This window comes from Microvirga sp. jy35 (genome assembly GCF_056148915.1).
The window spans coordinates 36,003-61,587 of record NZ_JBWBEW010000021.1 but is presented as its reverse complement, the minus strand read 5'-3'; the positions used below and the strand labels follow the sequence as shown (position 1 = coordinate 61,587).

21 protein-coding genes and 1 pseudogene are annotated in these 25,585 nt (G+C 60.8%); 6 read left to right on the top strand and 16 right to left on the bottom strand.

The window, feature by feature from the left end:
* Positions 1-86: 86 nt before the first annotated feature.
* Positions 87-929, bottom strand: coding sequence for a helix-turn-helix domain-containing protein (locus AC0QTX_RS16400; RefSeq protein ID WP_474604883.1), 843 nt, complete (start codon positions 927-929; stop codon positions 87-89).
* Positions 930-2,036: 1,107 nt separating this feature from the next.
* Between AC0QTX_RS16400 and AC0QTX_RS16395 the strand changes: the two genes are divergently transcribed.
* Positions 2,037-2,618 (top strand): helix-turn-helix domain-containing protein, encoded by a 582-nt coding sequence (locus tag AC0QTX_RS16395; RefSeq protein ID WP_474604882.1) that lies wholly within the window; start codon positions 2,037-2,039, stop codon positions 2,616-2,618.
* Between the two features lie 398 nt (positions 2,619-3,016).
* Here the strand turns inward: AC0QTX_RS16395 and AC0QTX_RS16390 are convergent.
* A pseudogene (locus tag AC0QTX_RS16390) lies at positions 3,017-3,271 on the bottom strand (DDE-type integrase/transposase/recombinase); the annotation flags it as partial.
* Between AC0QTX_RS16390 and AC0QTX_RS16385 the strand changes: the two are divergent.
* Positions 3,266-3,508: an aldo/keto reductase gene (locus AC0QTX_RS16385; RefSeq protein WP_474604881.1), complete on the top strand. Its 243-nt coding sequence runs from the start codon at positions 3,266-3,268 to the stop codon at positions 3,506-3,508. The pseudogene AC0QTX_RS16390 and the gene AC0QTX_RS16385 sit on opposite strands and share 6 nt — an antisense overlap.
* A 399-nt stretch (positions 3,509-3,907) precedes the next feature.
* On the opposite strand, the gene AC0QTX_RS16380 is transcribed toward AC0QTX_RS16385, so the two are convergent.
* From AC0QTX_RS16380 to AC0QTX_RS16350, 7 genes are all read right to left on the bottom strand, one after another.
* Positions 3,908-5,281, bottom strand: a complete 1,374-nt coding sequence (locus tag AC0QTX_RS16380; RefSeq protein WP_474604880.1) for an MmgE/PrpD family protein — start codon at positions 5,279-5,281, stop codon at positions 3,908-3,910.
* Positions 5,281-6,201 (bottom strand): isocitrate lyase/PEP mutase family protein, encoded by a 921-nt coding sequence (locus AC0QTX_RS16375; RefSeq protein WP_474604879.1) that lies wholly within the window; start codon positions 6,199-6,201, stop codon positions 5,281-5,283. Before AC0QTX_RS16375 ends, AC0QTX_RS16380 begins: the two co-directional genes overlap by 1 nt.
* Positions 6,202-6,213: 12 nt before the next feature.
* Positions 6,214-7,299 (bottom strand): ornithine cyclodeaminase family protein, encoded by a 1,086-nt coding sequence (locus AC0QTX_RS16370; protein ID WP_474604878.1) that lies wholly within the window; start codon positions 7,297-7,299, stop codon positions 6,214-6,216.
* Between the two features lie 25 nt (positions 7,300-7,324).
* Positions 7,325-9,316 (bottom strand): tripartite tricarboxylate transporter permease, encoded by a 1,992-nt coding sequence (locus tag AC0QTX_RS16365; RefSeq protein ID WP_474604877.1) that lies wholly within the window; start codon positions 9,314-9,316, stop codon positions 7,325-7,327.
* Positions 9,317-9,450: 134 nt separating this feature from the next.
* Entirely contained in the window at positions 9,451-10,557 is a 1,107-nt protein-coding gene (locus AC0QTX_RS16360) for a Bug family tripartite tricarboxylate transporter substrate binding protein (RefSeq protein WP_203272285.1), read from the bottom strand.
* Between the two features lie 95 nt (positions 10,558-10,652).
* Positions 10,653-12,194, bottom strand: a complete 1,542-nt coding sequence (gene tcuA / locus AC0QTX_RS16355; RefSeq protein ID WP_474604876.1) for an FAD-dependent tricarballylate dehydrogenase TcuA — start codon at positions 12,192-12,194, stop codon at positions 10,653-10,655.
* 43 nt (positions 12,195-12,237) lie between these two features.
* On the bottom strand, positions 12,238-13,635 hold the full coding sequence (locus tag AC0QTX_RS16350; RefSeq protein WP_474604875.1) for an MmgE/PrpD family protein: 1,398 nt from the start codon (positions 13,633-13,635) through the stop codon (positions 12,238-12,240).
* A 249-nt stretch (positions 13,636-13,884) separates the two neighbouring features.
* Here AC0QTX_RS16350 and AC0QTX_RS16345 point away from each other — a divergent pair, with 249 nt between their 5' ends.
* From AC0QTX_RS16345 to AC0QTX_RS16330, 4 genes are read left to right on the top strand one after another with little or no spacing between them, the layout of a single operon-like run.
* The gene (locus tag AC0QTX_RS16345; RefSeq protein WP_474604874.1) at positions 13,885-14,631 is read left to right on the top strand and encodes a GntR family transcriptional regulator; all 747 of its coding nucleotides are present in this window, start codon (positions 13,885-13,887) and stop codon (positions 14,629-14,631) included.
* Between the two features lie 2 nt (positions 14,632-14,633).
* Complete coding sequence (prpB, locus tag AC0QTX_RS16340) at positions 14,634-15,536, top strand: methylisocitrate lyase (RefSeq protein WP_474604873.1); 903 nt, start codon at positions 14,634-14,636, stop codon at positions 15,534-15,536.
* A gap of 37 nt (positions 15,537-15,573) precedes the next feature.
* Complete coding sequence (locus AC0QTX_RS16335) at positions 15,574-16,995, top strand: MmgE/PrpD family protein (protein WP_474604872.1); 1,422 nt, start codon at positions 15,574-15,576, stop codon at positions 16,993-16,995.
* Between the two features lie 44 nt (positions 16,996-17,039).
* Positions 17,040-18,116, top strand: a complete 1,077-nt coding sequence (locus AC0QTX_RS16330; protein ID WP_474604871.1) for an AbrB family transcriptional regulator — start codon at positions 17,040-17,042, stop codon at positions 18,114-18,116.
* Positions 18,117-18,935: 819 nt separating this feature from the next.
* On the opposite strand, the gene AC0QTX_RS16325 is transcribed toward AC0QTX_RS16330, so the two are convergent.
* The 7 genes from AC0QTX_RS16325 to AC0QTX_RS16295 form a co-directional block, all read right to left on the bottom strand.
* Positions 18,936-20,360: an FAD-binding oxidoreductase gene (locus AC0QTX_RS16325; protein ID WP_474604870.1), complete on the bottom strand. Its 1,425-nt coding sequence runs from the start codon at positions 20,358-20,360 to the stop codon at positions 18,936-18,938.
* A 57-nt stretch (positions 20,361-20,417) separates the two neighbouring features.
* The gene (locus AC0QTX_RS16320; RefSeq protein WP_474604869.1) at positions 20,418-20,744 is read right to left on the bottom strand and encodes a Dabb family protein; all 327 of its coding nucleotides are present in this window, start codon (positions 20,742-20,744) and stop codon (positions 20,418-20,420) included.
* Between the two features lie 80 nt (positions 20,745-20,824).
* On the bottom strand, positions 20,825-21,586 hold the full coding sequence (locus tag AC0QTX_RS16315; protein WP_474604868.1) for an SDR family oxidoreductase: 762 nt from the start codon (positions 21,584-21,586) through the stop codon (positions 20,825-20,827).
* Positions 21,583-22,464, bottom strand: a complete 882-nt coding sequence (locus AC0QTX_RS16310; RefSeq protein ID WP_474604867.1) for an amidohydrolase family protein — start codon at positions 22,462-22,464, stop codon at positions 21,583-21,585. Before AC0QTX_RS16310 ends, AC0QTX_RS16315 begins: the two co-directional genes overlap by 4 nt.
* Positions 22,461-23,624 carry an MFS transporter gene (locus tag AC0QTX_RS16305; protein ID WP_474604866.1) on the bottom strand — a complete coding sequence of 388 codons (1,164 nt, stop codon included), beginning with the start codon at positions 23,622-23,624 and terminating at the stop codon, positions 22,461-22,463. The genes AC0QTX_RS16310 and AC0QTX_RS16305 overlap by 4 nt, the downstream gene beginning before the upstream one ends.
* Positions 23,625-24,023: 399 nt before the next feature.
* Complete coding sequence (locus tag AC0QTX_RS16300; protein ID WP_474604865.1) at positions 24,024-24,842, bottom strand: ABC transporter permease; 819 nt, start codon at positions 24,840-24,842, stop codon at positions 24,024-24,026.
* Positions 24,839-25,573 (bottom strand): ABC transporter permease, encoded by a 735-nt coding sequence (locus tag AC0QTX_RS16295; protein ID WP_474604864.1) that lies wholly within the window; start codon positions 25,571-25,573, stop codon positions 24,839-24,841. The genes AC0QTX_RS16300 and AC0QTX_RS16295 overlap by 4 nt, the downstream gene beginning before the upstream one ends.
* Between the last annotated feature and the right edge of the window lie 12 nt (positions 25,574-25,585).

Genomic DNA, 25,585 nt, shown 5'->3' with positions numbered 1-25,585 from the left:
GCCGAACCACGTACCGCGATACAGTAACAGAACGAGAGAATTCCTGAGGGGCGGTGGCCCATCTCCTGCTTCGGCTGCATGGCGCTCTATTTAGTTTCACGCACCTGAGCGGGTGTCAGGTGCTTGTACTTGCGCATGGCGGTGGTGAGATGGCTCTGGCTCGAGAAGCCGCTGGCATAGGCAACCGCAGCAATCGATAGATCACCCTCGACAAGCAAGCGCTCAGCAGCCGCAAGACGTAGGTTGATCAGATACTGATGAGGCGAATGCCCAAAAGTGCGGCTAAAAGCCTGGAGGAAATGCCCGGGCGAGAGGTCACAAACCGCAGCAAGCTCCGCAACTGACACCTTCTCGCGAAAGTTCGCATGCAGATACTCCTGAACCTTTTTGGCCTTGTACGATGGCAACGAGCCCTTGGCGGGCCTCTGCGGCTTGGAAAAGCCTACATACGTGCGAAGAAGATGGATGCCAAATAGCGTCATCAGGGCATCTACATAGAGTTCGTTAGCGGACTCCCCTTGAGATAGTTCCGCCTTGAGCATCTGTGCGAAAGACAACGCCTTCTGATCGACCGTATCGAAAGGGACAGGCTCAAGGCGAAGGTCACCTCGATCGAGCTCATGCTCAGCCAGTTCCATCATGGTCTGGTGTGGCAGGGCGACCGTGATGTTCTCACGCGTTGATCGCCACGCTGATCTGCTCTCAACATCAGCCGGGCTTATCACGAGCATCCCCGCCGGCGCATTAAACCGGTGCATTCGGTCGCTCGCAAACGCCGATTCCATCAGTGGCGACGGCGTGAGCATCACAGCGGCGCAGTGTTCGACAGTCCGGAAAGTCTGTTCATCGGGAGGTCGTATCGAATGCACGACACTGCCCCGAGCCGTCACAATGCGCGGCCCGGCAACCTGCGGTATTACCTTGAACATCGCGTCCGCAGGCTTCGTCGCTACAGCCCTGCGACTGCGCCACCGCTCGTATTTGACCGAGTGCCCCATACCGAATTACGCCCTACGTCTGTCCCACCAGCATTTGCTGCGCAGTGATATTTCACAACACGAGTTATTGAGTGCCCCCTCGTAGCGGTTACCGACCTTAGGTAAGGATACCCAAAATTTATGTAAATGACCCAACGCGTCACAGCCCTGTGATTATACAGGTCAAGGTGAGTGCAATCTGACTATTGAAACTAAGTAACTCTACGCAGACTCTTTTAATTTCGATGCTGTCTGGATCCGAATTTAATGTTATGGCGTTACTTAGCACCTCATTCCCAGCCCCCATCTTTCATCTGGGGCAGGCTAAAACCGCACTCGCTAAGGGCAGCTATGGCTCAGGCAGTGAAGTTCGCTCACTGCAGAAACGTCGGATATATTTGTCCCAAGCGGAAGTTCGGATTCCGTCTACATCGAGCCATTTTGAGGTTTTCGGAGCCTTGGGTGCATTGAGTATCATACAGATCAATCGCTTACGGCGAGAATTCCGGGTAGGCCGTTTATGGAACACGGTCTGGAGGAGTTCTTCTCTCCAGAACTTAACTACTCTCCAGCTATGCGGATGTGTCACAGATGAGGATGAGCTTTGCGGGAGGTTGAGTCTGGTTTCCTAAGGTAAGCTGGGATATTCCTCCCATAGGAGATCAGCCACCTAAGATAGCTGACTCTGGGATCAGAGTGCGGAGGAGGAACTGATGGTGCGGGGCGGCAATGGGCCATCCAGTTAAACTCCTCAATCAACTCAACGCGGGAAGTGACAGCCACGCCGAAGGTCCGAAGCTCCTCGATGGCATCCCGCAGGATGCAGGGCCGCGACATGCGACCTTCAGGGGTGGAGCAGTACACTGTATACGTGCTCCGAACTCCGAAACCTTTGTGAGTGGCAGCCACTTCGTGGCGGTTGGTCTTGCTCCATGTCCCGGCGTGTCGGCTGGCTATGGCGGCAGTAGGCCGACAACCTTCGATGTGGCAGTCGGAGGGGTCGATATCAGCCCCGCTCACGTGGAGAGCCGATGGAGTTGGTCCTCAACCTTAGAGTACATGCACATCGGATTTGAGCCAGGCAAACTGTTGGAGCTTGCAGAGCAGGAGCTAAACCAGGGGTATATTGATCTGCAGCCAATCCACCTCGGCACAGTGGACCACAAGGCGCTGACCCTTGCTCAGACTTTGAAAGCGGAACTGTCCGACAGGATAGCTCCCAATGAACTCTATGTTGACTCGCTGATCACAGTGTTCGGCGTCTATCTGCTGCGTACTTACGGTGGCGCTCGGAAAGCCTCTCAGCCGGCGCTCGGTGGCCTCGCGCCTCATCTAACGAACCGGATCAGGGACTTTCTGAGTGCGAATTTTGCTCGCAAGCTATCGGCTGCCGAACTTGCGGACGAATGCGGCCTATCTCCTGGGCATTTCACTGGCGCTTTTACGAAGACGTTTGGGCTCCCGCCGCACCAATACGTGCTTCAGTTGCGTCTATCCAAGGCGGAGCGCCTGCTGCTCCAGGCTGATGTGCCGATCGCGGAGGTCGCTCACCTCTGCGGGTTCTCAAGCCAGAGTCACCTGACAACCACCATGAAACGCTACAAGCACATAACGCCAGCCCAAATCCGCGCAGGCCAATAAAACCTCTGGCCTTACACGGCCACCACGGAGGCTTGGGAAGTGCCGTGTGGCCAGGAACTCCTCAGTGAGCAAATTCCGATAAGCGCATTCATACGATGAGATTGGAAAGCCTGTGACGCCTACGGGGTATCCCAGATACGCGTCATCAACAGCACCAAACGACCAGTGTACAGGAGCGAAACCAGGAGCAGAGCGATCTGGCTCAGCCTCTCATGGCGAGCGAGATGGGCATTAGCGGCTTCGACCTTGCGGCGTTGCTCATCCGGTTCGGAGGGTGGATGCGACACGGCACTGCTACATTTTAGAACTAGACTAAATCTCTAGCATCCGCTGCTTTATCGGCGATGTCACTTTAACTAAAACCGGACGATCAAGGCAGAATTTGCGACTTGAACCGCTCAGGCAGCGAGGTTGGCCGCGCCTTTCCATTCCGCCATGGCGGTGAGGCGGTGAAGATGGGTGGCAAGGGCGGAGCGTCGGATGCGGGGCGGAACGAAGAGATTGCGCACAGCGGAGAACACGCTGACGTACTGCTGCAGGCCTTCCACAGACCGAAAGCCCTGCATCGTTCTCTCCCGCTTTCGAAACGGAACATGCGAATTCTCGGCCCGGTTATTCAGGCCTTTGTGAGCGCGGTGCTCGACTGAGTGCATGGGAAGGGCGCAACGCCCTCGCAGATCGCCCTGGCCTGGCTGCTTGCGAAGAGCCCGAACGTCGTCCCGATCCCCGGCACGTGCAGCGAGGCGCACCTGCTCGAAAACCTGGGAGCGAGCCGGGTGCACTTGAGCGCGGCCGACGTGCAGGAGATCGATACGTCTGTGACCAAGTTCCCTGTTTTCAGCGACCGCATGGGCAAAGACCATATGGCGTCGATTGATTACACGGCCTAACCGAACGCCACCCATCAGGTTTCGCATCCAAGCCGCGAGACCTGATGGGAAGGTGGTGGAGGCGCAGCGGACCCCTAATGCGTAAAGAAATCCGCTCAAACGGCGCACGAGGTGGGCCGAGAATTCGCAGAACTGAAATTGCGGAACCGTGGCAAACACGAACTGTGTTGGAACAGCTAGAGTCAGCTCTGGGTCAAACTGAGAAATTCCGTAACTTGCGCAAACTTCCGCTCACAGCATGTATGCAGCCCTTGCGGGGGCGGTATCTTAACGGCTCCCCTCTCCGCCATATATCTTGATTAAACTACTAATAGTACTTCGTTAATTTACTTGGCGATTCGGCTGGCCCCGGCATGGGCCCTACCAGCGATCGTCGCACTAAAAGCCGCAATTGTCGCCTCAGCCGCTTACCTGTCTAAGACTAACCGAAGAGTCCGCGATGGCCTCAAAATTATTGAGTGCTGCCAATAGAGCTTTCATACGCGATGCGTCCTCCTGCGCCGTCAGACGGGTGAACTTGCGCTCGATGTCGGCGTCGGAGAATGGATGGTCTGGGCATCCAAGGAAGCTGTCGGCCTCCCTCGAAATCTCGCGACGATCGCGAAGGCGGAGTGCAAGTCCTACACCCCAGCCTTTAGGCCGCCCGGCCCTGAGCTCAATCCGCTCGGACAGACTAAGAATCGCCTTGTCTTGAAGAATCTCGTCCGAGAAGGAGGCCGGGTCTTCGGGGTCGCGGTAGGCGGCTGTGGCAACCGAGAACGGTACTGAGTACTGTGCCAGCATCAGGTCTGCAGGGCGCGGTTCGGAGTGATGAGACAGGACCTTGTCCGATACTTTCAGAGTCAACCCCTCGATGGCATCGCCCTCGAGGCCGTACTCGGTCATCACCTCGCGAAGCAGTTGGACCGGCGCCTGCGCCGTGACGTGGCAGGCATAGCGCTTGATGCACAGGCGCTCGATTTCATAGTCCTCGCCCAGACCTTTTGTCAGGAGGGTCGCATCCGAATGCTCACAGAAGGCGTCGAGCACCCCGAAGCGCCCCTCCAAAATGGGCTTCGGCGCTTCAAAGCCGTTGCGGGCTAAGAGAGCCGCCATAACGCCGGCTTCCGCGGCACGCCCCAGGTGAAGCCGTTTCACCATGCCACCTTTGCCCGCCTTGGCGAAGCTCAGAAGACCGCCGGCAAAGGAGCCCGCGAGGCCGAACGCATGGGCAAGCTGACCAGCGCTGAGCCCCAGAAGTCGCCCCGCCGCCGCCGCCGCCCCGAACGGGCCGGTGATTCCCGGGGCGTGGAATCCCAAGCTCTCGGGTGTATGAAGGGTGGCATTCCCGATGCGGAACATCACCTCGGAGCCGGCAACAATGGCAGCCAACACCTCGCGACCAGAGCTGCCGAGGCTCTGCCCAACCATCAGGGCCGGAAGCGCAACCGTCGCGCCCGGATGAACGCCCGCGCCGGGCTTGCGCAGGCAATCGAGTTCAAAGGCATGTGCGAAGGCACCCAGGCAGAGAGCGGCCTGGGGCGCGGGCAGTCCCCTGCCCAGCGCGGCGGGGAGGCTGCAAGGCCCCTCGCCTGCTACGGACTCGACATAATCTGCGAGCACCCGCGACCACGGCAGGCGGCTGCCATGGATCGCGCAGGCAACCGCATCGATCAGGCAGAGCCTCGCCACCCGTGTTACAGGGGGCGTTAGGTCCGCCGGCCGAATGCCAGCCACGTAGGTCGCTAGGATTTCAGCAGCGGATGGCTGCTGCGCAGGTGCATCGGCGCCCATCAGTGAGCCCCGTCCTTCTGATACTTCCGCCCGATCTGTGCTTCCGGCAGATACCGGCGCTCGATCTCCAGGTACTCCGCATAGCCCATCAGGTCGGTGATCGTGCTCATGTCGGCCACGAGATCGGGCCTCTCCACGATCGCCTCCTGCTCCATGGCTTGCCGCATGACCTCCAGCGCCTGCTGCATGCCGTGGATTGCGGCAGCTGGAAGCATGCGCGAGAGGCTAACCCAGCGAACGCCAAGCGCCCTCAGGGATTGGATCGACATTAGTGGCGTGGTCGAGCGGGTGCGAATACCGAAACCCATGTTGATGCGCACGGGAATCGTCACCGCACCGATGATCTTTTCGATATCGTCCTGTCCACGGACAGCATCAGGAAAGATCGCATCTGCGCCTGCAGCTTCATACGCCTTCGCACGCTCGACGGCCCCATCGATCCCCTCAACGGCAATGGCATCCGTCCGGGCGATGATCATGAAGTCGTCGCTTGAGCGGGCTGCAACGGCCGACCTGATCTTTCCAACCATCTCCTCGGTGGAGATCACTTCCTTGCCGGCCACATGTCCGCAGCGCTTAGGGGCAAGCTGATCTTCGATGCTGATTGCAGAGACCCCCGCCTCCTCGAAAGCCTTAACAACGTAGTGGACCGTCGCGGCGTTACCATATCCGGTCTCGGCGTCTGCCGAGACGGGCAATGTTGTCGCGCTGACAATGGCACGGCACGCTTCGACATTGTCCCTGAATGAGAAGATGCCGACGTCTGGCAGCCCCAGCCTCGAATTCACGAGGCCAGCGCCTGTTGTCGACAGAAGGGAGAAGCCCGCTCGCTCCGCGAGCCGTGCACTGTAGCCATCGTACACGCCGGGAGACACCAGAATCGGGTGCTCCCGTAGGAGCGCGCGGATGCTCTTCTTCATCGGAATGGCCTTTCAATTTCTTACTGACTGCAGAAACATCTCGGAAGGCAGGTGGCGCCCGACCTGCGCCGCCTGCGCACGCTCATAGAGCAGCCCCGCTACGGCGGAGAACTGAACGCCATGAATGTTCCCGCGTTCGGAGAATGTGATCTGCTCAGGTGCCGTCCGCCCTCGCGACGGGTCTGCGAGGAGATCAGCGAAGCTGATGCGGCGCTCCGGGGGGACATCCGCGTAGCGGCGAGTACCGCCATGGGAAGCCTTCACACCAGCCTCAGCAAAGGTCAGGCACTCGTCCTCGATCCGGAATTCCGGCGCTTCCGCTGGAGCTGGAGCAAGGCCAAACCGGAGCGCGATGTCCACCCTTGCGCTGGCTTCCGTATCAAGGGTTCCCCCGATGCAGGTCAGATGCATGCCCGGTTCAAGATCCCGGCCGAAAATTACCGGCCCGATCGCGCTGGCGCAGGACGACACGATGTCAGCCTCGGCGAAGACTGCTTTCGGATCGTCCACGGCACATGCGTCCAGTCCGTACGTGTCGGCGATCTCCCGCGCGAATGCCTCGCGGTTCGTCTGCGTCGGGCTAAAAACCTTCACATGGGAGATCGGGCGGACTCTGGCGATGGCCGCGACATGCGCGCGGGCCATGCCGCCTGCGCCGAGAATGCCCAAAGCGCTAGCATCCTCCCTCGCCATGTACCGTACGCCGAGCGCGGAATCCGCGCCAACGCGCATCTTTTGCAGCAAGCCGTCATGCATGATGGCGAGAAGCGCGCCATTGCTTCGATCAAAGAGCAGAACGAGGCCCATGTAAGTTCCCGGCTCCACGCAATACTTATTCTTGCGGGAGCGCCCCTCGACGAGCTGCTGGAATACAACGTCCGACTTGATCCGGAGGGCAGCGTAGTCGCCCGACATGCCGACGGCGAGCCCGAGTTGGTAATTGCCATCAATCCCCGCCGCACCCGATTGCACGTCAATCCGAGGTGGGCATATCCCCGCCCCGTGTGCGAACGCCCGATAGGCCTTGTCCAAGGCATCGACGAACTCCGCTGGGGAGATCAGGGAGGCCAGCTCATGGTTATCGAGAAGGAGCGTCATCGAAGGTAATCGCGGTCAAACAGGGTCATGAGCCGAAAGGCCGTGGCAGTGAGATGAACTGCTGGAGGAGCCCGGGGGCAAACTGGGCTTCCAGCACCAGATTGATGATGGCGAGAAAGACCGCAAGGCCGAGGGCGAGCGCCAGGCTGAAGCGTATCGAGGCCTGAGCCAGGATGCGCAGGAAGAAGAACACGTAAATAGGGGCGGCAAGGTAGAACCCTACAATAGCCGCCAGCGCTGGCAATGCGGCCAGAAGGCCAACAAGATAGAACGTCGCATTGGCTCCGGTCTCACTGGCTGCGAGTTCGGCATCGGCATCGAACAGCAGACCGGGCGCCTTGCTTCTCCGCACCATCCTGACGGCCGTGATCGTGAGAAGGGCCGCCGCGATGGCAGCGACGCTCAGGGGGAAGACGCTCGCGAGGAACTTCAGCTGGCTTGCATCGATGGCGATGGCGATCACGAAACCCAGAAGAAGCGCCACGAAGGCCACCTGCGGCCAGATGTTCTTTCTGGATGCAATGGAGATCTCGCGGTCCTCGCTCGACGTGCGCGATTTGGTGCGGATCGCGAAGCCGATCGAGATCACGGCCAGAATGAGAATGACGATAGCGATCGGTCGCAGAAAGATGTCGAGGCCGTAGATCTGGACGGTTCGGTAGAGCGAGGACTCGAGGCGCTGGGACAACACCAGACCAATCAGCAGTGCCGCCCGCGACCACCCGAACCGCCTCATGTACATGCCGACCACGCCGACAACCAGCAGGGCGATCAGATCGCCCCAGTCCGTCTTCGCCTGGTAAGCAGACATGAAGACCATAACGATGATAAACGGAGCGATGAGTGTGAACTTGATCGCCGTGAGTGACGCAATCGGGCGGGCCAAGGCCATGCTGACGCCGGTGGCGAGCACGTTGGCCAGTGCAAGGGACCAGATGATGAGGTAGATCAGGTCGGCCTGGTTCGTCACCATCGTCCGGCCTGGGGTGACACCAATGACGACGAGCCCCCCCAGAAACAGCGCCATCGTGCCCGACCCCGGAATCCCGAAGAACAAGGTCGGTATCAGGTCCGCGCCATCCTTAGCGTTGTTGGCGGACTCAGGCCCGATGACCCCGCGCACGTCGCCCTTGCCGAACTGACTGCGGTCGCGCGAGGATTGCACGGTGTGGCCGTACGAGATCCAGCCAACGACGCCGCCGCCGAGACCAGGCAAGATGCCGGTAAGGGCCCCCAACGCGGAACAGCGAACAACGAGGCCGAAGTTCCTCAGGACATCCCTGATCCCAGTAAGCCAGCCGGATCCAACGAGTTCCTTCTGGGCGATGGCATGGTGCTGGCGCAGAACGTCAACAATCTCGGGCAGAGCGAATGCCCCAAGGGCAATGATGACAAGCGGCACTCCATCGGAAAGATAGATTGTATCGAAGGTGAACCGGTACTCAGCGGTTGCCTGGGATGATCCGATGGTGCCGATCAGCAACCCCAGTGCGCACGAGGCCAGCCCCTTCACGACATTGGCGCCCGTCAACATGCCAACGAGGGTCAAGGAGAGAATCACCAGCATCAGCTGCTCGCCAAAGCCGATGGCCAGGAGGATCGGGCGAGCGGCGACGAACGCGAAGGTGAGGACAAAAGCGCCGATGAGGCCGCCCACCAAAGACGCCGCAAAGGCCGCGCTGAGCGCACGGGCGCCCTCGCCCCGCTGCGTCATAGGAAATCCGTCGAGCACGGTGGCTGCGGTGCCCGCGCCTCCCGGTACACCGATCAGCACCGAGCTGAAGGTATCCGATGTGGCCGTAACCGAGGTCAGTCCGACCATCATGGCCAGTGCCGGGCCTGGATCCATGCCGAAGATGAACGGCAGGATCAACGCCATCCCGGACAGTCCGCCGATTCCGGGAAGAATGCCGACGATCATCCCAAGACCAACACCCAGCAGCAGAAAAAGCAGGTGCGGGCCGGTCAGGAGTTGAACCAGGGCAGGTCCGGCATGCTGAAGGACAGAGAAATCCATTCGCGGTGTCCAAAGTCGAGCTGAAGGGCAGCAGCCAGATTCACACAGCGTCCGGCGATCAGGACGCTTGAGCTGTCGCGGGCAAAGGAGCCGGCCTCTATCGAAAGGCGCGGCCGGCTCCTAAAGTTCGCTGTTTAGTTCACAGTGATGCTGTGACGGGTGCGCAGCCACTCTCTGAGCCACTTCTGCTGCTCTTCCGTCATGCTCAGCCCGCCCTTGAAGATCGCTTCGGAGGCAGCGCCCGTGCTTTGCGGGTAGACGCTCAACACGAGCTTTGCCTGGGGGCTCTGAAGCACATCCGTCTTCAGGGCAGCCTCGGTGGCCTTCGTATAGACATCAACGATCTCCTTCGGCGTTCCCTGGGGCAGGACGAGCATTTTTGAACCCATCACGCGCACATTGAACAAAGCCTTCCAGACTTCGTACTCGATGCCTGAGAGCGGCTTGCCATGGATCTTTTCGTAGAGTTCCAGGAAGGTCGGCACGTCCGGCAGCATGGGATCGCGCACGATCTTACCGTCCTCCTGCTCAAAGCCGAAGGTGAAGATCGGAGTTGCAACACCGTCATCGACGAGGGGCTTCACTTCCTCGTTCCAAGACGCGGCGTTGTCATACTTCAAATTGAACTCGCCCCGTTCGAATCCGGCCCGGGATTCCGCATTGCTGAGGCCATAGACGCCTTTCTGCTTGATGCCGAGAAGGTCGAAACTCAGGAGAGCCGGAAGGTCGGACGAGGTCGGGCCGGAGCCGCCATATACCGGCGGATTAGCAATCAGTTTCTTGATGTTCTCAACCGGATCCTTGCCCAGGCCCAAGTCGTTTCGCGCATAAGCGAGGAGCCCGAAGGGAGAGGTTAGGAACGGCTTGAACTCCGGCAGCGGATAGGCAACCGCTTTGTCTTTCAGGATGTACTGGAAGAAGGTTCCTGTCGCAATCGCCGCGATCGTCAACCCGTCAGGCTTGGCATCCTTGTGAAATTGGTTGATGCCGCGGACCGATCCACCCCCGTCGATGTTGCGGATGACGATCGTAGGCTGGCCCGGCAGGGTCTTTTCCAGGGCCATCGCAAACAGGCGGCCGTGAATGGTCGACCCGCTTCCCTCCTGGTACGGAATGATCATCGTAATGCGCTTGCCGGCAAAGTCCTGGGCGGAGGCCGCCGGTGCCGCCAGCGTCACGGTTCCGAGCGCAGCAATGGCTCCGAGCAGCGCTCCCAATCGAAGGCTCTTTTGGTTTTGCATGGTTATTTCCTCTCCTGTGTTTCGCGCCGCGCTGTCTGCTCCGACAGTCTCTCGGCACCTCTCGTCCGACCGGTTGGCCCGGTTCATGGCTGTTGTCAGCTGGCCTGTTTCAGTGCTCCACCCGCCGCGTGCTGAGCCGCGTGTGCCCCGGCAAACCGCCCGAAGGTGGCGCCCGACATGAGCCCAGTGCCGCTGGCGTAGTTCTGGTAGAACAGTCCCCCGACCATCTCGCCCGCCGCATAGAGACCCGGCACCGTCCCGCCATACAGACCTTCGACCTCGGCATTCTCCGTCACCTTCAGCCCGCCGAAGGTGAAGGTGACGCCCGTCGTCACATGGTAGGCATGGAAGGGCGGCTTATCGAGCGGATTGGCCCAGTTCGTCTTGTTGATCCCCAGTCCTTCCGTGGAGCGTCCGTCGCGAACGTTTGGATTGAAGGGGATGTCGGTGCGGCAGGCGGCATTGAAGGCGTGAACGGTGCGCAGGAACGCATCAGGATCGACCCCCGTGAGCTTGCCCGCCAGTTCCTCGAGCGTCTGTGCCTCGGCCTTTGTGACGCGCCGGATGCGGTACTCGCTGCGCAGAAGGTGCGTGACCTTGTCGTCGAAGACCTGCCAGGCATACATGCCGGGCTGCTTCATGATCTCCCCGCCGTACTTGGCGTAGGTGTGGCTGTGGAAGTTCGCGCCCTCGTCGATAAACCGCTCGCCGCGTGCATTCACGACGATGCCGAAGGGATAATTGTGCTTCTGGAACTGATCACCGATCGTGAGATCACCGAAGGGCGGGGCATTTACATCCCACGCCACCGAATGGCAGCCCGACCAGTTGCCGTGGGGACGCGCGCCGGCGCGTAACGCCATCATCAGACCTTCGCCCATATTGAAGCGGGTGCCGCGCACTTTGGCGGCGTCCCAGCCGGGCCCCAGGTAGCGCGCGCGCATCTCGGGGTTCGACTCGAACCCCCCACAGGCCAGGATGACGGCACCGGCCCGGATCTCGATGGGACGGCCCTGCGAACGGGCCCTGACGCCCACCACACGGCCGTCCTCCTGGAGAAGATCGAGGGCTGGCGTTTCATAGGCCATCGAGATCCCGCGCCGCGCGGCATTGGCATAAAGCGCCTTGAGCAGTTCCTCACCCCCGCCCCAGATGTGCAGAGCAAGGCCGCCCCAGAACTTGAACTTGCCGTCGACCTTGTAGGCCTGCCTGCCCAGGCCGGGCTGCAGCTTCACGCCTTGCGACGCGATCCATTTTGCCGTTTCGAAGCTCGAACGCACGAGGAGCTCGCAAAGCTCCGGATCAGTGCGATATCCGGTGAGCTCGAACATGTCCTCGAGGAACTGCTCCTCGGAATAGGAGCCGAAGTCGACATTCTCGAGTTCCTCTTTCGACATGCCGGGTGCAATCTGCATGAGATCCTCGACACCCCGATAGGCGAAGCGGAAGGCGCCGCCCGTGTAGTGCGAATTGCCACCCCGCTCCTCGTACGGAGCCGCTTCGAGCACCAGCACCCGAGCACCGTTTTCATGCGCGGAGATCGCTGCGCAGAGCGCTGCGTTGCCGCCGCCGACCACGACGACATCATAGCGCGACCGGAGCAAATCTTCGGTGTTGATGGCTTCCTGCTGAGTCATGTCCTCTCCTGAAATCTTTGTTTCGCGCGGCGATGTTCGGCGCTCATCCCACAATGGTTTTCTGGCGCTCGTCCTGGCGAAGTCCGTCGCGCATCAAGACGCCGATAGGCCGCACATCGCCGACCGATCTGAGATCAAGGATGGCATCGGCAATGGCGTCCGTCGCCGCAGGCACCAGGACGAGGTTCGCACAGTCCCGGAACTTTGTTTCGAGAGCGCCGAGCGGAAGAGGATGCTTCCTGTCGCGACCGAGCGGCCTATCCACATAGGCTTCGAACACGGAGCCGTCCCTGGTCGTGACGCGCACCTGCGCGAAGAAATGCTCGCTCGTCTCCATAATGGCGTCGGGATGGGGCTGCGCCTCGATACGGCTCATGAACGCTCGCACCTGGGAATCGTGCACGGCCGCGTCGCTGAAATGGTCGAGGCGCACTGCCCCTTCGAGAGCAGCCCGGGCCAGCACGTATTGAACGCTGAACTTTCCATCGAGACCGGACTTTGGATCAGGACGGTTTGTGTGCCGCAACCGGCGTGGATGAGTCCACGAGCGGATCGCCGCAACATCCTGCGCCGCGATGCGGTTCTCGCTCATGATCTTGAGAAGCGCGTCGAGCGCAGGGTGAGTGCTCGCGCAGCAGGGATGCCGCTTGAACGCGACCCCAGGCTCGATGAGGTCAAGGGGTTCAGCAAAATCGGCCAGAAGACGATCGGCATCGAAAGTGCCAGGACCATTGTAGACATTGAAGAAGCCCTGCGGGTCCTCCAGCGCCCCCGCATTCGCCGTCAGACCCTCGCGGGCCAGAAGCGCGGCCACCAATCCGCTGCGAGCGCAGTGCCCAACATGAAACGGCTTTGTCATGGTGCCGAAATTGGCCTTGATGCCCGACGCCATGGATGCGGCGATGGCGAGGGCCCGGGCCAGGTGCTCCGCATCGAGCCGCAACAAACGCCCGCAGGCGGCCGCGGCACCGAAGGTGCCGAGGGTCGAGGTCGGGTGCCAGCCCTTTTCGTAATGGTGGAAATTCACCGCACGACCCAGCTTCGTTTCCACTTCGAAGCCTGTGACATAGGCCTCGAGCAGGTCCTGGCCCGAACTACCCTGCCGCTCGGCCAGAGCCCACAGGGCGGGGAGGATCGGCGCCGAAGGGTGCCCGCCCATCGTGTTGCTGCAATCATCGAAATCGAGGGCATGCGAAGCCGTGCCGTTGATCATCGCCGCATCAAGGGCCGAGGCACGGGCCCTGTCGCCGAAGAGTGTTGACGGCCCGCTGGACATCTCTGCGACGGCAGCACGAACCGCCGCGACGCAATCGGTCCGGGATCCGGCCAGGGTGACGCCGACGGTATCGAGAATCGCCTCTTGAGCCGTGCGGACCGCCTCGTCCGGAACCCTGTCGATCCGGATCTGCAATGCAAGCTCTGCGAGTTGAACCAACAACATCCGACCAACCTCTGCGGATCGCGTGACGGCAAGGTCCTGAAGCCAAGAACCCGGACAGCCTCACGAATCCCTCCATAACCCAGCAGCACCCCTGAGTTTCACCAATTGTAGACACCTGTTTTCTGGATTGTCTACACCAAAAATCTCGATTATGGTCGATATGAATCATCCTTCGGGGCAATCTGGCACTTACAAGTGGTCATTACTTGCAAAATAGTGCCTAATGACCTGAGACCAGGACTTTTTCTCATGGCTATTGTCGACAATCGGTCAAATGGTGTCATCAATCTTGGGGAGAAAGGCGTCCTCTCCAAGGATGGCGGACTTCTTGCCGACCGGGCCTACGCCTACATCCGAACGCAGCTGGCCGACGGGGTCTTGGGGCCCGGGAGTAGACTTAACGAGCTCGAAATCTCCCAGCATCTCGGCATCAGCCGCGGCCCCGTTCGCGAGGCCATCCGGCGCCTGACCTCCTCCGGACTAGCCATCTACGAGCCGAATGCCGGCGCCAGGGTCGTCTCCCTAGACATCGGTGACGTCGCGCAGCTGTACGAGGTTCGCGAAGCGCTCGAGGCGCGGGCGGCGGGTCTCGCGGCGCACCACATGACGGACGATGAGCGCGAAACCCTCATTGCTACCCTCGACGAGCATGATGCCAGGATGACGGAGGCCAGTTCCACCAGCTATCCGCGCGGCGGCTCCGACTGGGACTTTCACCTGCTGATCTTGAAGGGAGCCCGGAACGCCGTGATCTGGCGGATCTGTGGCGACGAGCTTCGCGATATGTTCTCGCTCCTGCGCAATCAGCACGGTTCCAGCCCCGGGCGCGGTCACCGGGCGCTTCAAGAGCATCGTTGGATCGCTGAAGCAATCGTGGCCGGCAATGCAGACTTCGCTTCTCTGCTCATGGCCCAGCACATTCGTGCATCGAGGGACAACCTTTTGTCGGCGATGCAAACAAACGCTAGCAAGAACAACCGGCTCAAATCGAGGTAACTATGACAGCGAAATGGCTTGACGGAGCAGATGCAGCAGGACGCCCGAGTCTGGACCTGAGGGCGCTCGGGTCCCAACAAGGATCCGTCGCCGTGGCCGGGGCCTGGGACGGGATATCCGCCGCCCTTGCCGCCCAGGCCGGCTTCAAGGCGCTGTATCTTTCCGGGGCTGCTCTTTCGGCCTCAATGGCGCTGCCGGATCTTGGGCTGCTTACCCTGGACGACGTCTGGCGCGCGGCGCGCACGGTGGTGCGGGCCTCTGGATTGCCGGTGATCGTCGATTGCGATACGGGCTTCGGCGAAGCGCTGAACGTCATGCGCGCGATCCGAGAACTCGAGTCTGTCGGCGTTGCCTGTATCCAGATCGAGGATCAACATTTTCCGAAGAAGTGCGGGCATCTCAACGACAAGCGTCTCATCTCCGCCGACGACATGTGCCGCAAGGTTTCTGCCGCCCGTCGCGCCGCGGACAGGATGGCCATCTGCGCCCGCACGGACGCTGCGTCCGTTTCACTCGACGAAGCCATCAGCCGCGCCAACAGGTATGTGGAGGCAGGGGCCGACATCATCTTCGTGGAAGCGCTCACCACCATCGAGGATATCCGGCGCGTGCGCGCCGAGGTACGTGCTCCCCTGCTCGCCAATATGACGGAGTTCGGACGTACCCCCCAGATCCCGCTCTCGGAGTGGGAGACGCTAGGCTACGAATTGGTCATTTACCCGGTCTCGGCCCTCCGGATCGCCGCGCGGGCCATGGAGCGCTTCTACGGCTCGCTCTCGGCCCGCGGCAGCGCCGCCGAAGCCCTGCCCGATATGATGACACGGGCCGAGCTCTACGACCGCATCGGCTATTTCGACTACGAGAAGCTGGACGCACAGATCGCACAGACGGTCCTGCCGACCTAACCAGACAACCACGCCCGAACGAGGAAGGACACGCCCGATGGCTGCTCATGCATCGGACAATCGGCACACCCGTGCCATTGCTACATTCGTCTCATCGCTGACCTATGACCAGATTCCCCACGAGGTGCGGGAGCGGATCAAGCTTCTCATTCTCGATTCGCTCGGCTGCGGCCTTTATGGCGCCGATCTCCCCTGGACACGGATCTTGCGGGCGACTTTGGCAGAGACGGACGCGACACGCACGGTTCCCGTCTGGGGAACGGCCGAGAGCCTGTCTGCCCCGCACGCAGCTCTCGTGAACGGCACCCAAATCCAGGGCTTCGAGCTCGACGACGTCCACCGCCAGGGCGTCTTGCATGTTGGTGCCGTGACCCTGCCCGCCCTGCTGGCGACTATCGGCCCCAAGTCCAACCTCACCGGCCGCGATTTCGTGGCGGCCGCAGTGGCGGGCTACGAGATCGGCCCCCGGGTCGGCATCTGCATGGGGCAGGAACATATCGGACAAGGCTGGCATTCCGGAGCCACGGTCGGGGTCTTCTCCGCGGCCGCCGGCGCTGCCCGGGCGTTGCGGCTGTCCGACGAGCAAACCGTTCATGCCATCGGCATCGCGGGCACTCAGGCCGCCGGCCTCATGGCGGCGCAATACGGCGCCATGGTGAAACGCATGCACGCGGGGCGCTCCTCGCAAAGCGGCCTCTACGGGGCCCTGTTGGCGCGCAATGGCTTCACCGGAATCGTGGACGTCTTCGAGGCCCCTTACGGCGGCTTCTGCACGACCTTCTCGCGCTCGCAGGACCGCTTCAAGCTCGAGGAGCTGGATAAGGATCTCGGTGACCGATTCGAGACGATGCGCATCTCGCTCAAATTCTATTCCTGCGTGGGCAGTAATCACACCACCCTCGATGCGATCCGGGCCATTCAGGAGCGGCGCCCGTTCAGCCTCGACGACCTCGACCGTATCGTGGTCTACGGCTCGCAGGTCACCGCCGATCATGTGGGCTGGCCGTACCGGCCCGAAGGCCTTACGTCAGCGCAGCTCAACCTGCCGTTCTGCGTCGCGACCCTGCTCCTCGAAGGGGATGTGTTCGTGGAGCAGTTCGATGAAGCCTGCGTGACCAATCCCGAACGGATCGCCCTGTCCCAGCGTGTCGAGGTACGTCACGACCCCGAGATCACGGCGCTCGGCTCCAAGTTCCGCCACAAGGTTCATGTCGAAGTGCATCTGCGCGACGGCAGCGTCGAGCGGGAAACCCGTGAGGCGCCGCGGGGCAGCGAGCAGTCCTTTGCCTCGGAAGCCGATATCGTGTCGAAGTTCCGGAAGCTGACGCGGCATGTCCTGCCAGAGAGCCAGCAGAGTGAACTCGTCGAGGCGGTTCTTCGGATGGAACACTTGGACAGCGCGACCCGCCTCGTCGAGCTTCTGTCGACAGCGCCTTCCCTCAGCCGCGCCACCTCGTGAGGACGACAAGGGCACGAGCGTTCCTCAAGAGAGCGCTCGTCAGCGTGCCGCCCGCTGGAGCGTTCATTGGCTACGCTCTGGCGGCGGCTGCGGGCGCGGCGGCTCATGTTGCCCAGGTTCCCCTCGCCTGGATCCTTGGCCCGCTGCTGGCGACGGCACTGGCTGCCATTGCCGGCCTACCGACCTTTACCCCTGTTGCCTGGCGACGCTTTGGCCAGGTCACCATTGGCACCAGCATCGGCCTCAATGTGACTGCACCGGTCCTCGTGACGATCAGCCTTTGGCTTCCCATAATGGTGGCCACGGCCATCATTGCGATCTTTCTCGCTGCAATCGTTTCGGTGCCCTTCGCCAGGATGGGTGGGCTCGACCGCAAGACCGCATTCTACGCCATGATGCCGGGCGGCTTGTCCGAGATGGCGAACCTCGGGGCGGCCGCCGGCGCCCAGAGCGAACCGATTGCCGTGTCGCAGGCGCTGCGCGTTGCGCTGCTCGTGTGCTTTCTCCCGCCTTTGATCGTAAGCCTCGACATCCACGGCACCGCGCTCGACACTGCTCTCCAGCAGTCGCTGAGTGCCTTTCACACGTTCACCGCCCTGGCTCTGGGGATCGCGGGCGTCGGCGTGGCCCGGCTTTTGCGGCTCAACAATCCATGGATGATAGGCGCTCTCGTCGGCGCCGGTGCCACAGCCGCCACGGGGCTGCTCATTGGCAAGATCCCGCCTCCACTCTACTGGTTCGGGCAATTTTTGATTGGGATTTCCATCGGTGCACGCTTCAGGCGCGAGATCGTCGTTCGTCTGCCGCGCCTCTTCGCCACAAGCGCCCTGTTTGTTCTTGTTCTTGCCGCATGCTTGTTCGGCTACGCCGTGCTACTTTCGATCGTTACCGGCTTGGACCTCGCCAGTGCTGCGTTGGGAGCCTCTCCCGGTGGTCTCGCTGAGATGGCCATCACGGCGCAAACCCTTCATTTATCCGTCGGGCTTGTGACGGCATTCCATGTCGTCCGTGCGTTTTTGGTCAATGGCTTCACTTCTCGGTTTTGGAGCGCGTTTAACCGGATCCATCTTTTTGACGCCCTGGAAAAGATCGCGGACAGGGTAGGCAGAGGGCGGCGCTAACTGCATTCAAGAGAGCTTACTCTATCCGCGACGCCTTACGGTTCAGCTATCTCGGACGAGAGGCAAGGCTCTAGTCCTCCTAGGGATGCTGGCGCTCGCCGCTGCAACTCTTTGGGTCAAGCTAGCTATGTGCCCTCTCCATGCACCAAGAGCATAGGTCACGTGTGCTGACCTATATACTGCAGCGCACCAAATAAATGCATAAACCTATCAAGCTTGCATTGGGCGCCTCTTCTCAGAGGCCTATCCCCTTTTGCAGGCGCTACGAACCATAACCTTTGGTACGTCATCAAACCTTGATCAAAGAACCAGCTATGATTCTTGCTAACGCTCTACGCGCCTTTCGCAGCCTCATTATCGAATCCCGCAAAGCCAAGCGCGAGATACAACAGCGTTTCCCTAGTCTTTGGCTTGAATAGTAGCTCTGAACGCTCTTGCGTGCTGGTTCATTCAGCCATGGTTGGTATTGCATTTCATGGACGCGCCATGGCAGTCCAAATTGGATGATCGAGCGAAACCCTTATTGATCTCAGGCTGCAGGTTTATCTAGCGGGCTGCCTACATGGCCATCAGGTCATTTTAAGGCTTCTATCATCCCCCTCTCCGCCATTAATCTCTACTAAGTTATTGGTGAGATTAATTTATTTTGCTCGGCGGCTCGACTTGCCCCAACATGGGCCGTAACAGCAATTCTGGCCAAAAGTTACTACTCGTGGTTCTGCAGACGATGAAACGGTCCCAATCGGCTGGCCCTGACAGCAAAACCAAACAAAGCCATCACGCAGGCGGTGAAACAATCAGCCACGCCAACTGACTGCGCTATGGAATAACCACGCGGCCCGGGGAAAGCATCTGCATTGGGTCGAACAGCCGCTTCATAGTCCTCATAACGTCTCTCTCGACATCATTCAGCCGAGCGTCGAGTGCCGCACGTTTCGAGAGCCCGATTCCATGTTCAGCGCTGATGCTACCCTCGAAAGTGTCAACAACATCGTTCAGGCGACTGGTTAGGGGCCCTAACCAGGGCCGAAAACCGGCAGCATCCATTCCGTGCGGGGGAAGTGCGTTCACGTGGACGTTTCCGTCCCCCACATGCCCGTAGCTCAGGACAAGGAGACCAGGCAGGTCCGCACAGAGCGCATCGGCGACGGCGTCGATGAACGCGGCAATTGAGGAGATGGGAACAGAGACGTCGGATCGCAGATGCAGCCCTCTCTTCTGCTGCGCCTCTACCATCATCTCTCGGACCCGCCAGAACTGCTGGGCGTGCGCCTCGCTCTGCGCGATCACCCCGTCGACGGCGAGTTCTTTCTCGAAGGCTGACCCAGTCAGGTTCTCTACCCAGTCCTTGAGAGGCGGCCCTCCACTGGAGGACAACTCCACCAGGGCGTGGGCAGGATATCCGGCTAGGTGCCGCAACAGTGAGGCTCCCGGGTCAAAATCGAAGGCAAGCTCGAGACAGGGTGCGGTGATCAACTCGAAGGCGGAGAGCATCTCGCCGGCCTCGCGCTGGAAAAGCGCGTAGACCTCCATAACGGCCGCTACGCTCTCGCACGCGATCCAGACTGTTTCCACATGGCGAGGGCGTGGATAAAGTTTCAGAGTCGCTGCCGTGATGATTCCGAGTGTTCCCTCGCTGCCGATGAAAAGTTGCTTTAGGTCAAGGCCGGTGTTGTTCTTGTGAAGCGGCCGGAGATCCGAGAGAAGCTCCCCGTCGGGTAAGACGACTTCCAGACCAAGAACGGATCTCCGGGTCATTCCATACCGGAGCACGTTCAGCCCGCCCGCATTCGTCGCGATATTTCCCCCGATTTGGCAGCTTCCTTGCGCCCCGAGCGTCAGCGGAAACAGGCAGCCCTGCTCGTGCGCCGCATCCTTGATATCCTGTAGGATGCAGCCGGCATCCACCGTAATCGTCATTCCGAGGGGATCAATGCCCCGGATACGGTTCAGCCGTTCAAGGCTAAGCACGATCTGGTCTGGTCCATCAGGTGTGCCGCCACCCACTAGGCCGGTATGGCCGCCCTGAGGCACCACCCGAAGGCCAGCCCTTCGGCAGAGACGCAGTGCCTCAGCCACCTCGGCCGTGTTTGCCGGCCGCAGCACCGCGAGGGGTACGCAGGAAAAATCACCGCTCCAATCGCGCGTGTAGCGCTCAGGGATGTCTGCGCCGACCAGGACCCCGCGCGGTCCCAGAAGGTTGCGCAGCTCAGCGCTGACCTCCTTTTCGATTGAAGTCACCATTGGGATTTCCGCCGTTGAAACTTAGCGGGGCTCGCCGAACGAGCCCCGCTAAACCACTCACTTGGGGTGGAACTGAACCACCACACGTTCGGCGAAGATCGGCGTACAGAACTCCTCAAAGAAGGACTGGTGTTCGGGCGACTCAGCGTAATCGCGGTAGCCCGTCTGATCGTCGAACTCGAGGACGAGGCCTACATCGTAGTTCGGCTTGTGCCCGTGGCGCTTCACGTGGGACTCTCCGCCCGATCCCTCATTGCGGCCGAGATACCAGGATCTAATGACGGGCAGACTTTCGGCGAGTTTCGGAAAGTTCTCGAAGTAGCGCTGGATCGCGGCTGGGTCGGCATCGGCCTTGAACTTCAGGATAGCCATGTGACGGAACATTGTCTTACTCCTTCTTTTTTAGTTGACCCCACAGGGTCGGTTGAATTGGTTTCCTGCTTCCGAGGGCATCTCGTGCCCATTCATGTCGCCAGCCATCCACCGTCGACTCTAATCTCCGCCCCGGTGACATAGTCAGACGCCGCCGACGCGAAGAAGATCGCTGCGCCGGCAAGGTCGGAGGGTTCCCCCAGGCGCCGCATAGGGATGCGGGACATCACCCAGTCGTGTTTGACCGGGTCGGCAAATAGGTCTTCCGTCAGGAGAGTGCGGTAGTAGCCAGGCACTATCGTATTGACGCAGATGCCGTCCGGAGCCCATTCGTTGGCGAGCACCCGAGCAAGGCCGGATACCCCGCTCTTCGAGGCGGCATAGGCGGAGACGTTGCGAATCCCAATATGCGAATTCAGTGATCCGACGAAGATCACCTTGCCAGGTGCGCCCCGTCCAATGAGGTGCCGCGCTGTCGCTCGCGCCAGCAGGAAAGCGGCCTTGAGGTGGATGTCGGTGACTTGTGTCCACTCCTCCACGGCAATGTCGACTGCTGGCTTACGAACCTGGGATCCGGCAGCATGCAGCATCACGTCGACCTTTCCATGCCGGGTGACAGCTTGCTCGATGAGGTGATCGGCGCCTGCTGGGTCCAAAAGATCGATGGAGATTGCGGACGCGCGTCCGCCGGCCTCCTCGATTCTTGCGACAGTCTCGTGGAGTTCGGTGCCCCCACGTCCCGCGACGACGACTTTAGCTTGCGCGCTAGCGAGGCCAAGCGCCATCGCCTGGCCCAGTCCGCGCCCACCTCCAGTTACGACGGCTACGCGCCCACTGAGATCGAACAAGCTCATCTGCTCTCACCCGCTTCGGCGAGAACGGACCGGCCCGCATCTGCAAGGCCGAACACCTGCCGCGCGGTTCCCCCGAGCACCATTTCCCTCTCAGGGGGCGTCAGACCGGAAACCAGGATGCGGATACCTTCCCAGATCGCACTGTAGTTGCCGGCGAGAGTCGAAACCGGCCAGTTGCTCGCGGCCATCACCCGTTCAGGTCCAAAGCAGTCAAGTGTGTGGTCAGCATACCGTCGCAGGTCATCAGTCGACCAAGTCCAGCCAAGAGCGACATCTAACCCTACGGAAAGCTTGATGCTGACATTGGGCAGCTCGGCGGCGCGGGAGATCTGCGAAGCCCAAGGTTCCCATCCTGCCGCGGCAACCGGAGGGCGGCCGAGATGATCGATCACGACACGCATCCCGGGTCTGCGCTCCGCCGTCGCCAAGACGGCTTCGAGGCGGACGGGGTCGTTCGGAACGGAGTCAAAGACCAGCCCCCTAGAGGCGATTACATCAATCGATTCTTGTACATTCGGGGACAGCAGCCATCGCGGATCCGGCTCAAAGTTGATTAGGTGCCGCACGCCGACAAGGCTATCGCTCAGATGCAGGGCATCGAGGGAGCGCGCCGTCGCATCTGGGCCAGTCAGGGGAACCCATCCGATCACCCCGACGATCCTGCCCATCCCTGCAGCCAGTTCTAGTAATTCGGCCGTCTCATCGAGATCGTTCAGAGACTGCATCAGGATCGTACCGTCGACCTCCGCGCGATCCATCTCTCGCCAAAGATCCTCAGGCGTGAAGTCCTGTTCCAGAACAGGTCGGGCTGCTTCTGGCCACCGATGGTTCCGCTGTCCGAGACGCCAGAAATGCTGGTGCGCATCGATCGTTGTCATGCGTTCTCCTCTCGTGCCGGTCCGACCCTTGTCAGAACCTCACTGGGCTGTCCGAGAAGCCTATGTCCAAGAACAGCGAGAGCGGCCGCCGCGGCCGCGACCGCAGCCATGGCTAACCATGCCGCCGCATAGGATCCGTGCTGTACGATCCAGCCGAACGAGAGTGGACCGAATACGGCACCGGCGAACACGCCGGCCTGTGTGATACCTGTCGCGGCGCCAGCGGCTCCCGGACTGGCTCTGACGATCGCCAAGATTGATAAGCCGGACCAGCCCCACCCCATGCCGAAGGCGAACACGGTGCCAATGAGAATTGGGATCCACCCGGAGCCGACAGCGAGACAAGCGTAGGCCACAGCTCCTCCCATGAAGAGGACGGCGACTGACCTCAGTAGGGGAATCCGTCCCACGTCGGCCGCCGCACCGAGCGCAACCCTGGCGATAATGGAGACGAGGCTGCCTATGGCTAGCATGATGCCGGCCATAGCCTCCGGATGTCCGGAGGCTATGATCGAGGACACTAGGAATGCGGCCATCGCGTTGGCGCTGCCGGCTCCACAACCCGACATTGCGGCAAGTACCATCAGCGTTCCGCGCGAGATCCCGAGTCTTCCCGACGTGCGCGGGCGCGCGGTCGTGGTCTCATCCTTCGGAAGGTTGAGGAGAGCGGTGAGAGAGATTAGGGCGGCAAAGCCGAACGCCCAACGCCAGCCTAGGGTCAGACCGATAGCCGGCACCGCGATCCCGCCGGCCATCGTGGCGATTGGGATTGAGGACTGCTTCACTCCGAATGCAAAGCCCTGCCGGCTTCCGCTGACGTTTCGGGAGACGGCTAGATTCGTGGAAGGCTGGACCCAGCCATTGGCAAGCCCGGCAAGCGCGAGGAGGCCTATGAGCCCGCTGGCGCTAGAAATCAGCGCGGCAATTCCGGCGAGTGCCGCGACAGTGGCTATCAGGCCCGCCCTCGTGGCGGTCCATGCGCCCATCGAGTCAGAGGCACGTCCGAGACCAGCCGAGCCTACAGCCGACAGGGTGTAGAAGACCGCGACTGCTAGGCCTAGATCAAATGGGCTCATGAGAAGGTCGGCGCTCATTAGCGTCGAGAGACTTCCGACAAGGAAGACGGGCAAGATGGTGAGCGTCTGAGCGACGACCGACATCGCCAGTGCGCGACGGCCCGTCCCTACTCCGCTCACCGCAGCGGTTCCAGGTGATCAATCCAAGGGAGGCTCGCGAGGGCCTGCAAGCGCTCCTGCGAGACCTGCCGCAGACGAATGCGGCTTACTGAACCGTCGCGTCCGCTGAACATTCCATAGGTTGCGAGACGTTCATTGTGAAACCGCTCAGGCTCAAAGTTGAGTACGGCTATAATGTCCACCATACCGTCCCGTTGGATAGCAGGGTCGATCCTAGAGCTTCGAGTTATTATTCCAAAGACATGCTGCCCATAGAGGATGCCGAGCACAATCAAAACGCCTAGGAGCAGCCTCGTGATTTCGGCCTTTGGAAGCTTGCGCCTCATCGATGCCTGAGGTGTGGCGGTCGCTGACACGCTCATGTCAAATTCCCTTCGTTGTAGTTACCAGGCCCCACCGCTCGATCGTGCGGCGCTCGATTGGCACTAGCAGATACCGATCCATTAGAAGGCCGATGGAGCCGATCACCACACATCCTCCGATGATGATATCAGCGCGGTGGAACTCGGCTGCCCGGAAGATCATGTGCCCGAGGCCGGTAGATGCCCCCACAAGTTCTGCGGCGATCAGAGCACGCCAGCCGAATCCGAGACCTGAACGGATGCCCGAGAGAATGTATGGAAGCGCCCCTGGAAGCGTAACCGTGAGCACTGTGTGCATGCGGCCCGCGCCGAGAGTTCGGACACCCTGCTCGAGAACGGTCGGGACCAACTGAACGCCGAGGACCGTGTTCTGGAATACGAGGAAGAACACCGTGTTCCATATCAGGAAGACTACAAGCGCCGTGCCGATTCCAAGCCAGCCGATTACCAGGGGCAACCAGACGATTCCGGAGATCGCGTTGAAGAAGATCACCAGTGGGCTGACAAATTCGGAAATGTTCCGATTGAGACCGGCGAGGAAGCCCCCAATGACACCGGTGATTACCCCGACAGCGGTCCCCAGGAGCAGGCGTCCAAGACTAGCTGTCACGTGCCCCCAAAGCTCACCGCTAGCGGCAAGACCCCAGAGGGTCTCGGCTACCGACCATGCCGGCGGCAGCGTCCCCTCCGCCGGGCGGGCGTACAGCCAGTACGCTGACCAGGCGAAGAGTAGGACGAGAAAGGGTGCCGCCGGAAGGAGTTGCCAGACGACCCTTTCGACCGACAGCGAGCGGGAAGTAGTATCGATGTTGTCTTTCATCGCCTCAGAACTCCCCAGCGTGCGAAGGTGAGGTTCTCGATTGGCTGAATGATTAGGCGGTCCACGACGATATAGAGGACGCCGATCACGATCATGCCACTGATGATACGGTCGATCTGGCCGAAGGTCCGGGCACCAAAAATCAGGTCCCCCAGCCCACCCTGCCGGACGAGCATCTCCGCCGCTATCAGAGCGCGCCAGCCATATCCCATCCCGAGCCGGAGCCCGACAACGATGCTCGGCAGTGCTCCTGGGAGATAGACGTCCTTGACGATCTGCATGCGGCTTGCCCCGAGCGAGCGCAGCGCCAGCGCATAGTCCTTCGGGATCGCCCTGACCCCGAGCATCGTGTTGAAGATCACCGGGACGACCAGCGTGTAAACAACGATCACCAGGACGGTAGTGTCGGTGAACCCAAACCAAATGACAGCCAGAGGAAGCCAGGAAATGCCTGACACGCCTTGAAAGAACCGCAGAAACAGACCGAGCGATCGGGCCATATACTTGTTGGACCCGATTGCAAAGCCCAGCGGAATGCCCATCACAGCCGAGACGAGCACTCCTATCCCGATCAAGTAGAGACTTGAAGCGGCGTAATCAGCTAGAATGCCCCGTGAGAAGAGCGTCCACATCGCGACTGCGACCTGCGCCGGAGATACTAAGACGCGGTCGGAGAGGTCGAAGGTAATTTTGACTGCCCACCAGATTGCGACGAGCGCAACGAAGGGCATCAGGAATCTCGT

What these genes read in the sequence shown, in the direction of transcription:
- AC0QTX_RS16400 (WP_474604883.1), bottom strand. Translation starts at nt 929, where the DNA reads ATGTTCAAGGTAATACCGCAGGTTGCCGGGCCGCGCATTGTGACGGCT.
- AC0QTX_RS16395 (WP_474604882.1), top strand. Translation starts at nt 2,037, where the DNA reads ATGCACATCGGATTTGAGCCAGGCAAACTGTTGGAGCTTGCAGAGCAG.
- AC0QTX_RS16380 (WP_474604880.1), bottom strand. Translation starts at nt 5,281, where the DNA reads ATGGGCGCCGATGCACCTGCGCAGCAGCCATCCGCTGCTGAAATCCTA.
- AC0QTX_RS16375 (WP_474604879.1), bottom strand. Translation starts at nt 6,201, where the DNA reads ATGAAGAAGAGCATCCGCGCGCTCCTACGGGAGCACCCGATTCTGGTG.
- AC0QTX_RS16370 (WP_474604878.1), bottom strand. Translation starts at nt 7,299, where the DNA reads ATGACGCTCCTTCTCGATAACCATGAGCTGGCCTCCCTGATCTCCCCA.
- AC0QTX_RS16365 (WP_474604877.1), bottom strand. Translation starts at nt 9,316, where the DNA reads ATGGATTTCTCTGTCCTTCAGCATGCCGGACCTGCCCTGGTTCAACTC.
- AC0QTX_RS16360 (WP_203272285.1), bottom strand. Translation starts at nt 10,557, where the DNA reads ATGCAAAACCAAAAGAGCCTTCGATTGGGAGCGCTGCTCGGAGCCATT.
- tcuA (WP_474604876.1), bottom strand. Translation starts at nt 12,194, where the DNA reads ATGACTCAGCAGGAAGCCATCAACACCGAAGATTTGCTCCGGTCGCGC.
- AC0QTX_RS16350 (WP_474604875.1), bottom strand. Translation starts at nt 13,635, where the DNA reads ATGTTGTTGGTTCAACTCGCAGAGCTTGCATTGCAGATCCGGATCGAC.
- AC0QTX_RS16345 (WP_474604874.1), top strand. Translation starts at nt 13,885, where the DNA reads ATGGCTATTGTCGACAATCGGTCAAATGGTGTCATCAATCTTGGGGAG.
- prpB (WP_474604873.1), top strand. Translation starts at nt 14,634, where the DNA reads ATGACAGCGAAATGGCTTGACGGAGCAGATGCAGCAGGACGCCCGAGT.
- AC0QTX_RS16335 (WP_474604872.1), top strand. Translation starts at nt 15,574, where the DNA reads ATGGCTGCTCATGCATCGGACAATCGGCACACCCGTGCCATTGCTACA.
- AC0QTX_RS16325 (WP_474604870.1), bottom strand. Translation starts at nt 20,360, where the DNA reads ATGGTGACTTCAATCGAAAAGGAGGTCAGCGCTGAGCTGCGCAACCTT.
- AC0QTX_RS16320 (WP_474604869.1), bottom strand. Translation starts at nt 20,744, where the DNA reads ATGTTCCGTCACATGGCTATCCTGAAGTTCAAGGCCGATGCCGACCCA.
- AC0QTX_RS16315 (WP_474604868.1), bottom strand. Translation starts at nt 21,586, where the DNA reads ATGAGCTTGTTCGATCTCAGTGGGCGCGTAGCCGTCGTAACTGGAGGT.
- AC0QTX_RS16310 (WP_474604867.1), bottom strand. Translation starts at nt 22,464, where the DNA reads ATGACAACGATCGATGCGCACCAGCATTTCTGGCGTCTCGGACAGCGG.
- AC0QTX_RS16305 (WP_474604866.1), bottom strand. Translation starts at nt 23,624, where the DNA reads ATGTCGGTCGTCGCTCAGACGCTCACCATCTTGCCCGTCTTCCTTGTC.
- AC0QTX_RS16300 (WP_474604865.1), bottom strand. Translation starts at nt 24,842, where the DNA reads ATGAAAGACAACATCGATACTACTTCCCGCTCGCTGTCGGTCGAAAGG.
- AC0QTX_RS16295 (WP_474604864.1), bottom strand. Translation starts at nt 25,573, where the DNA reads ATGCCCTTCGTTGCGCTCGTCGCAATCTGGTGGGCAGTCAAAATTACC.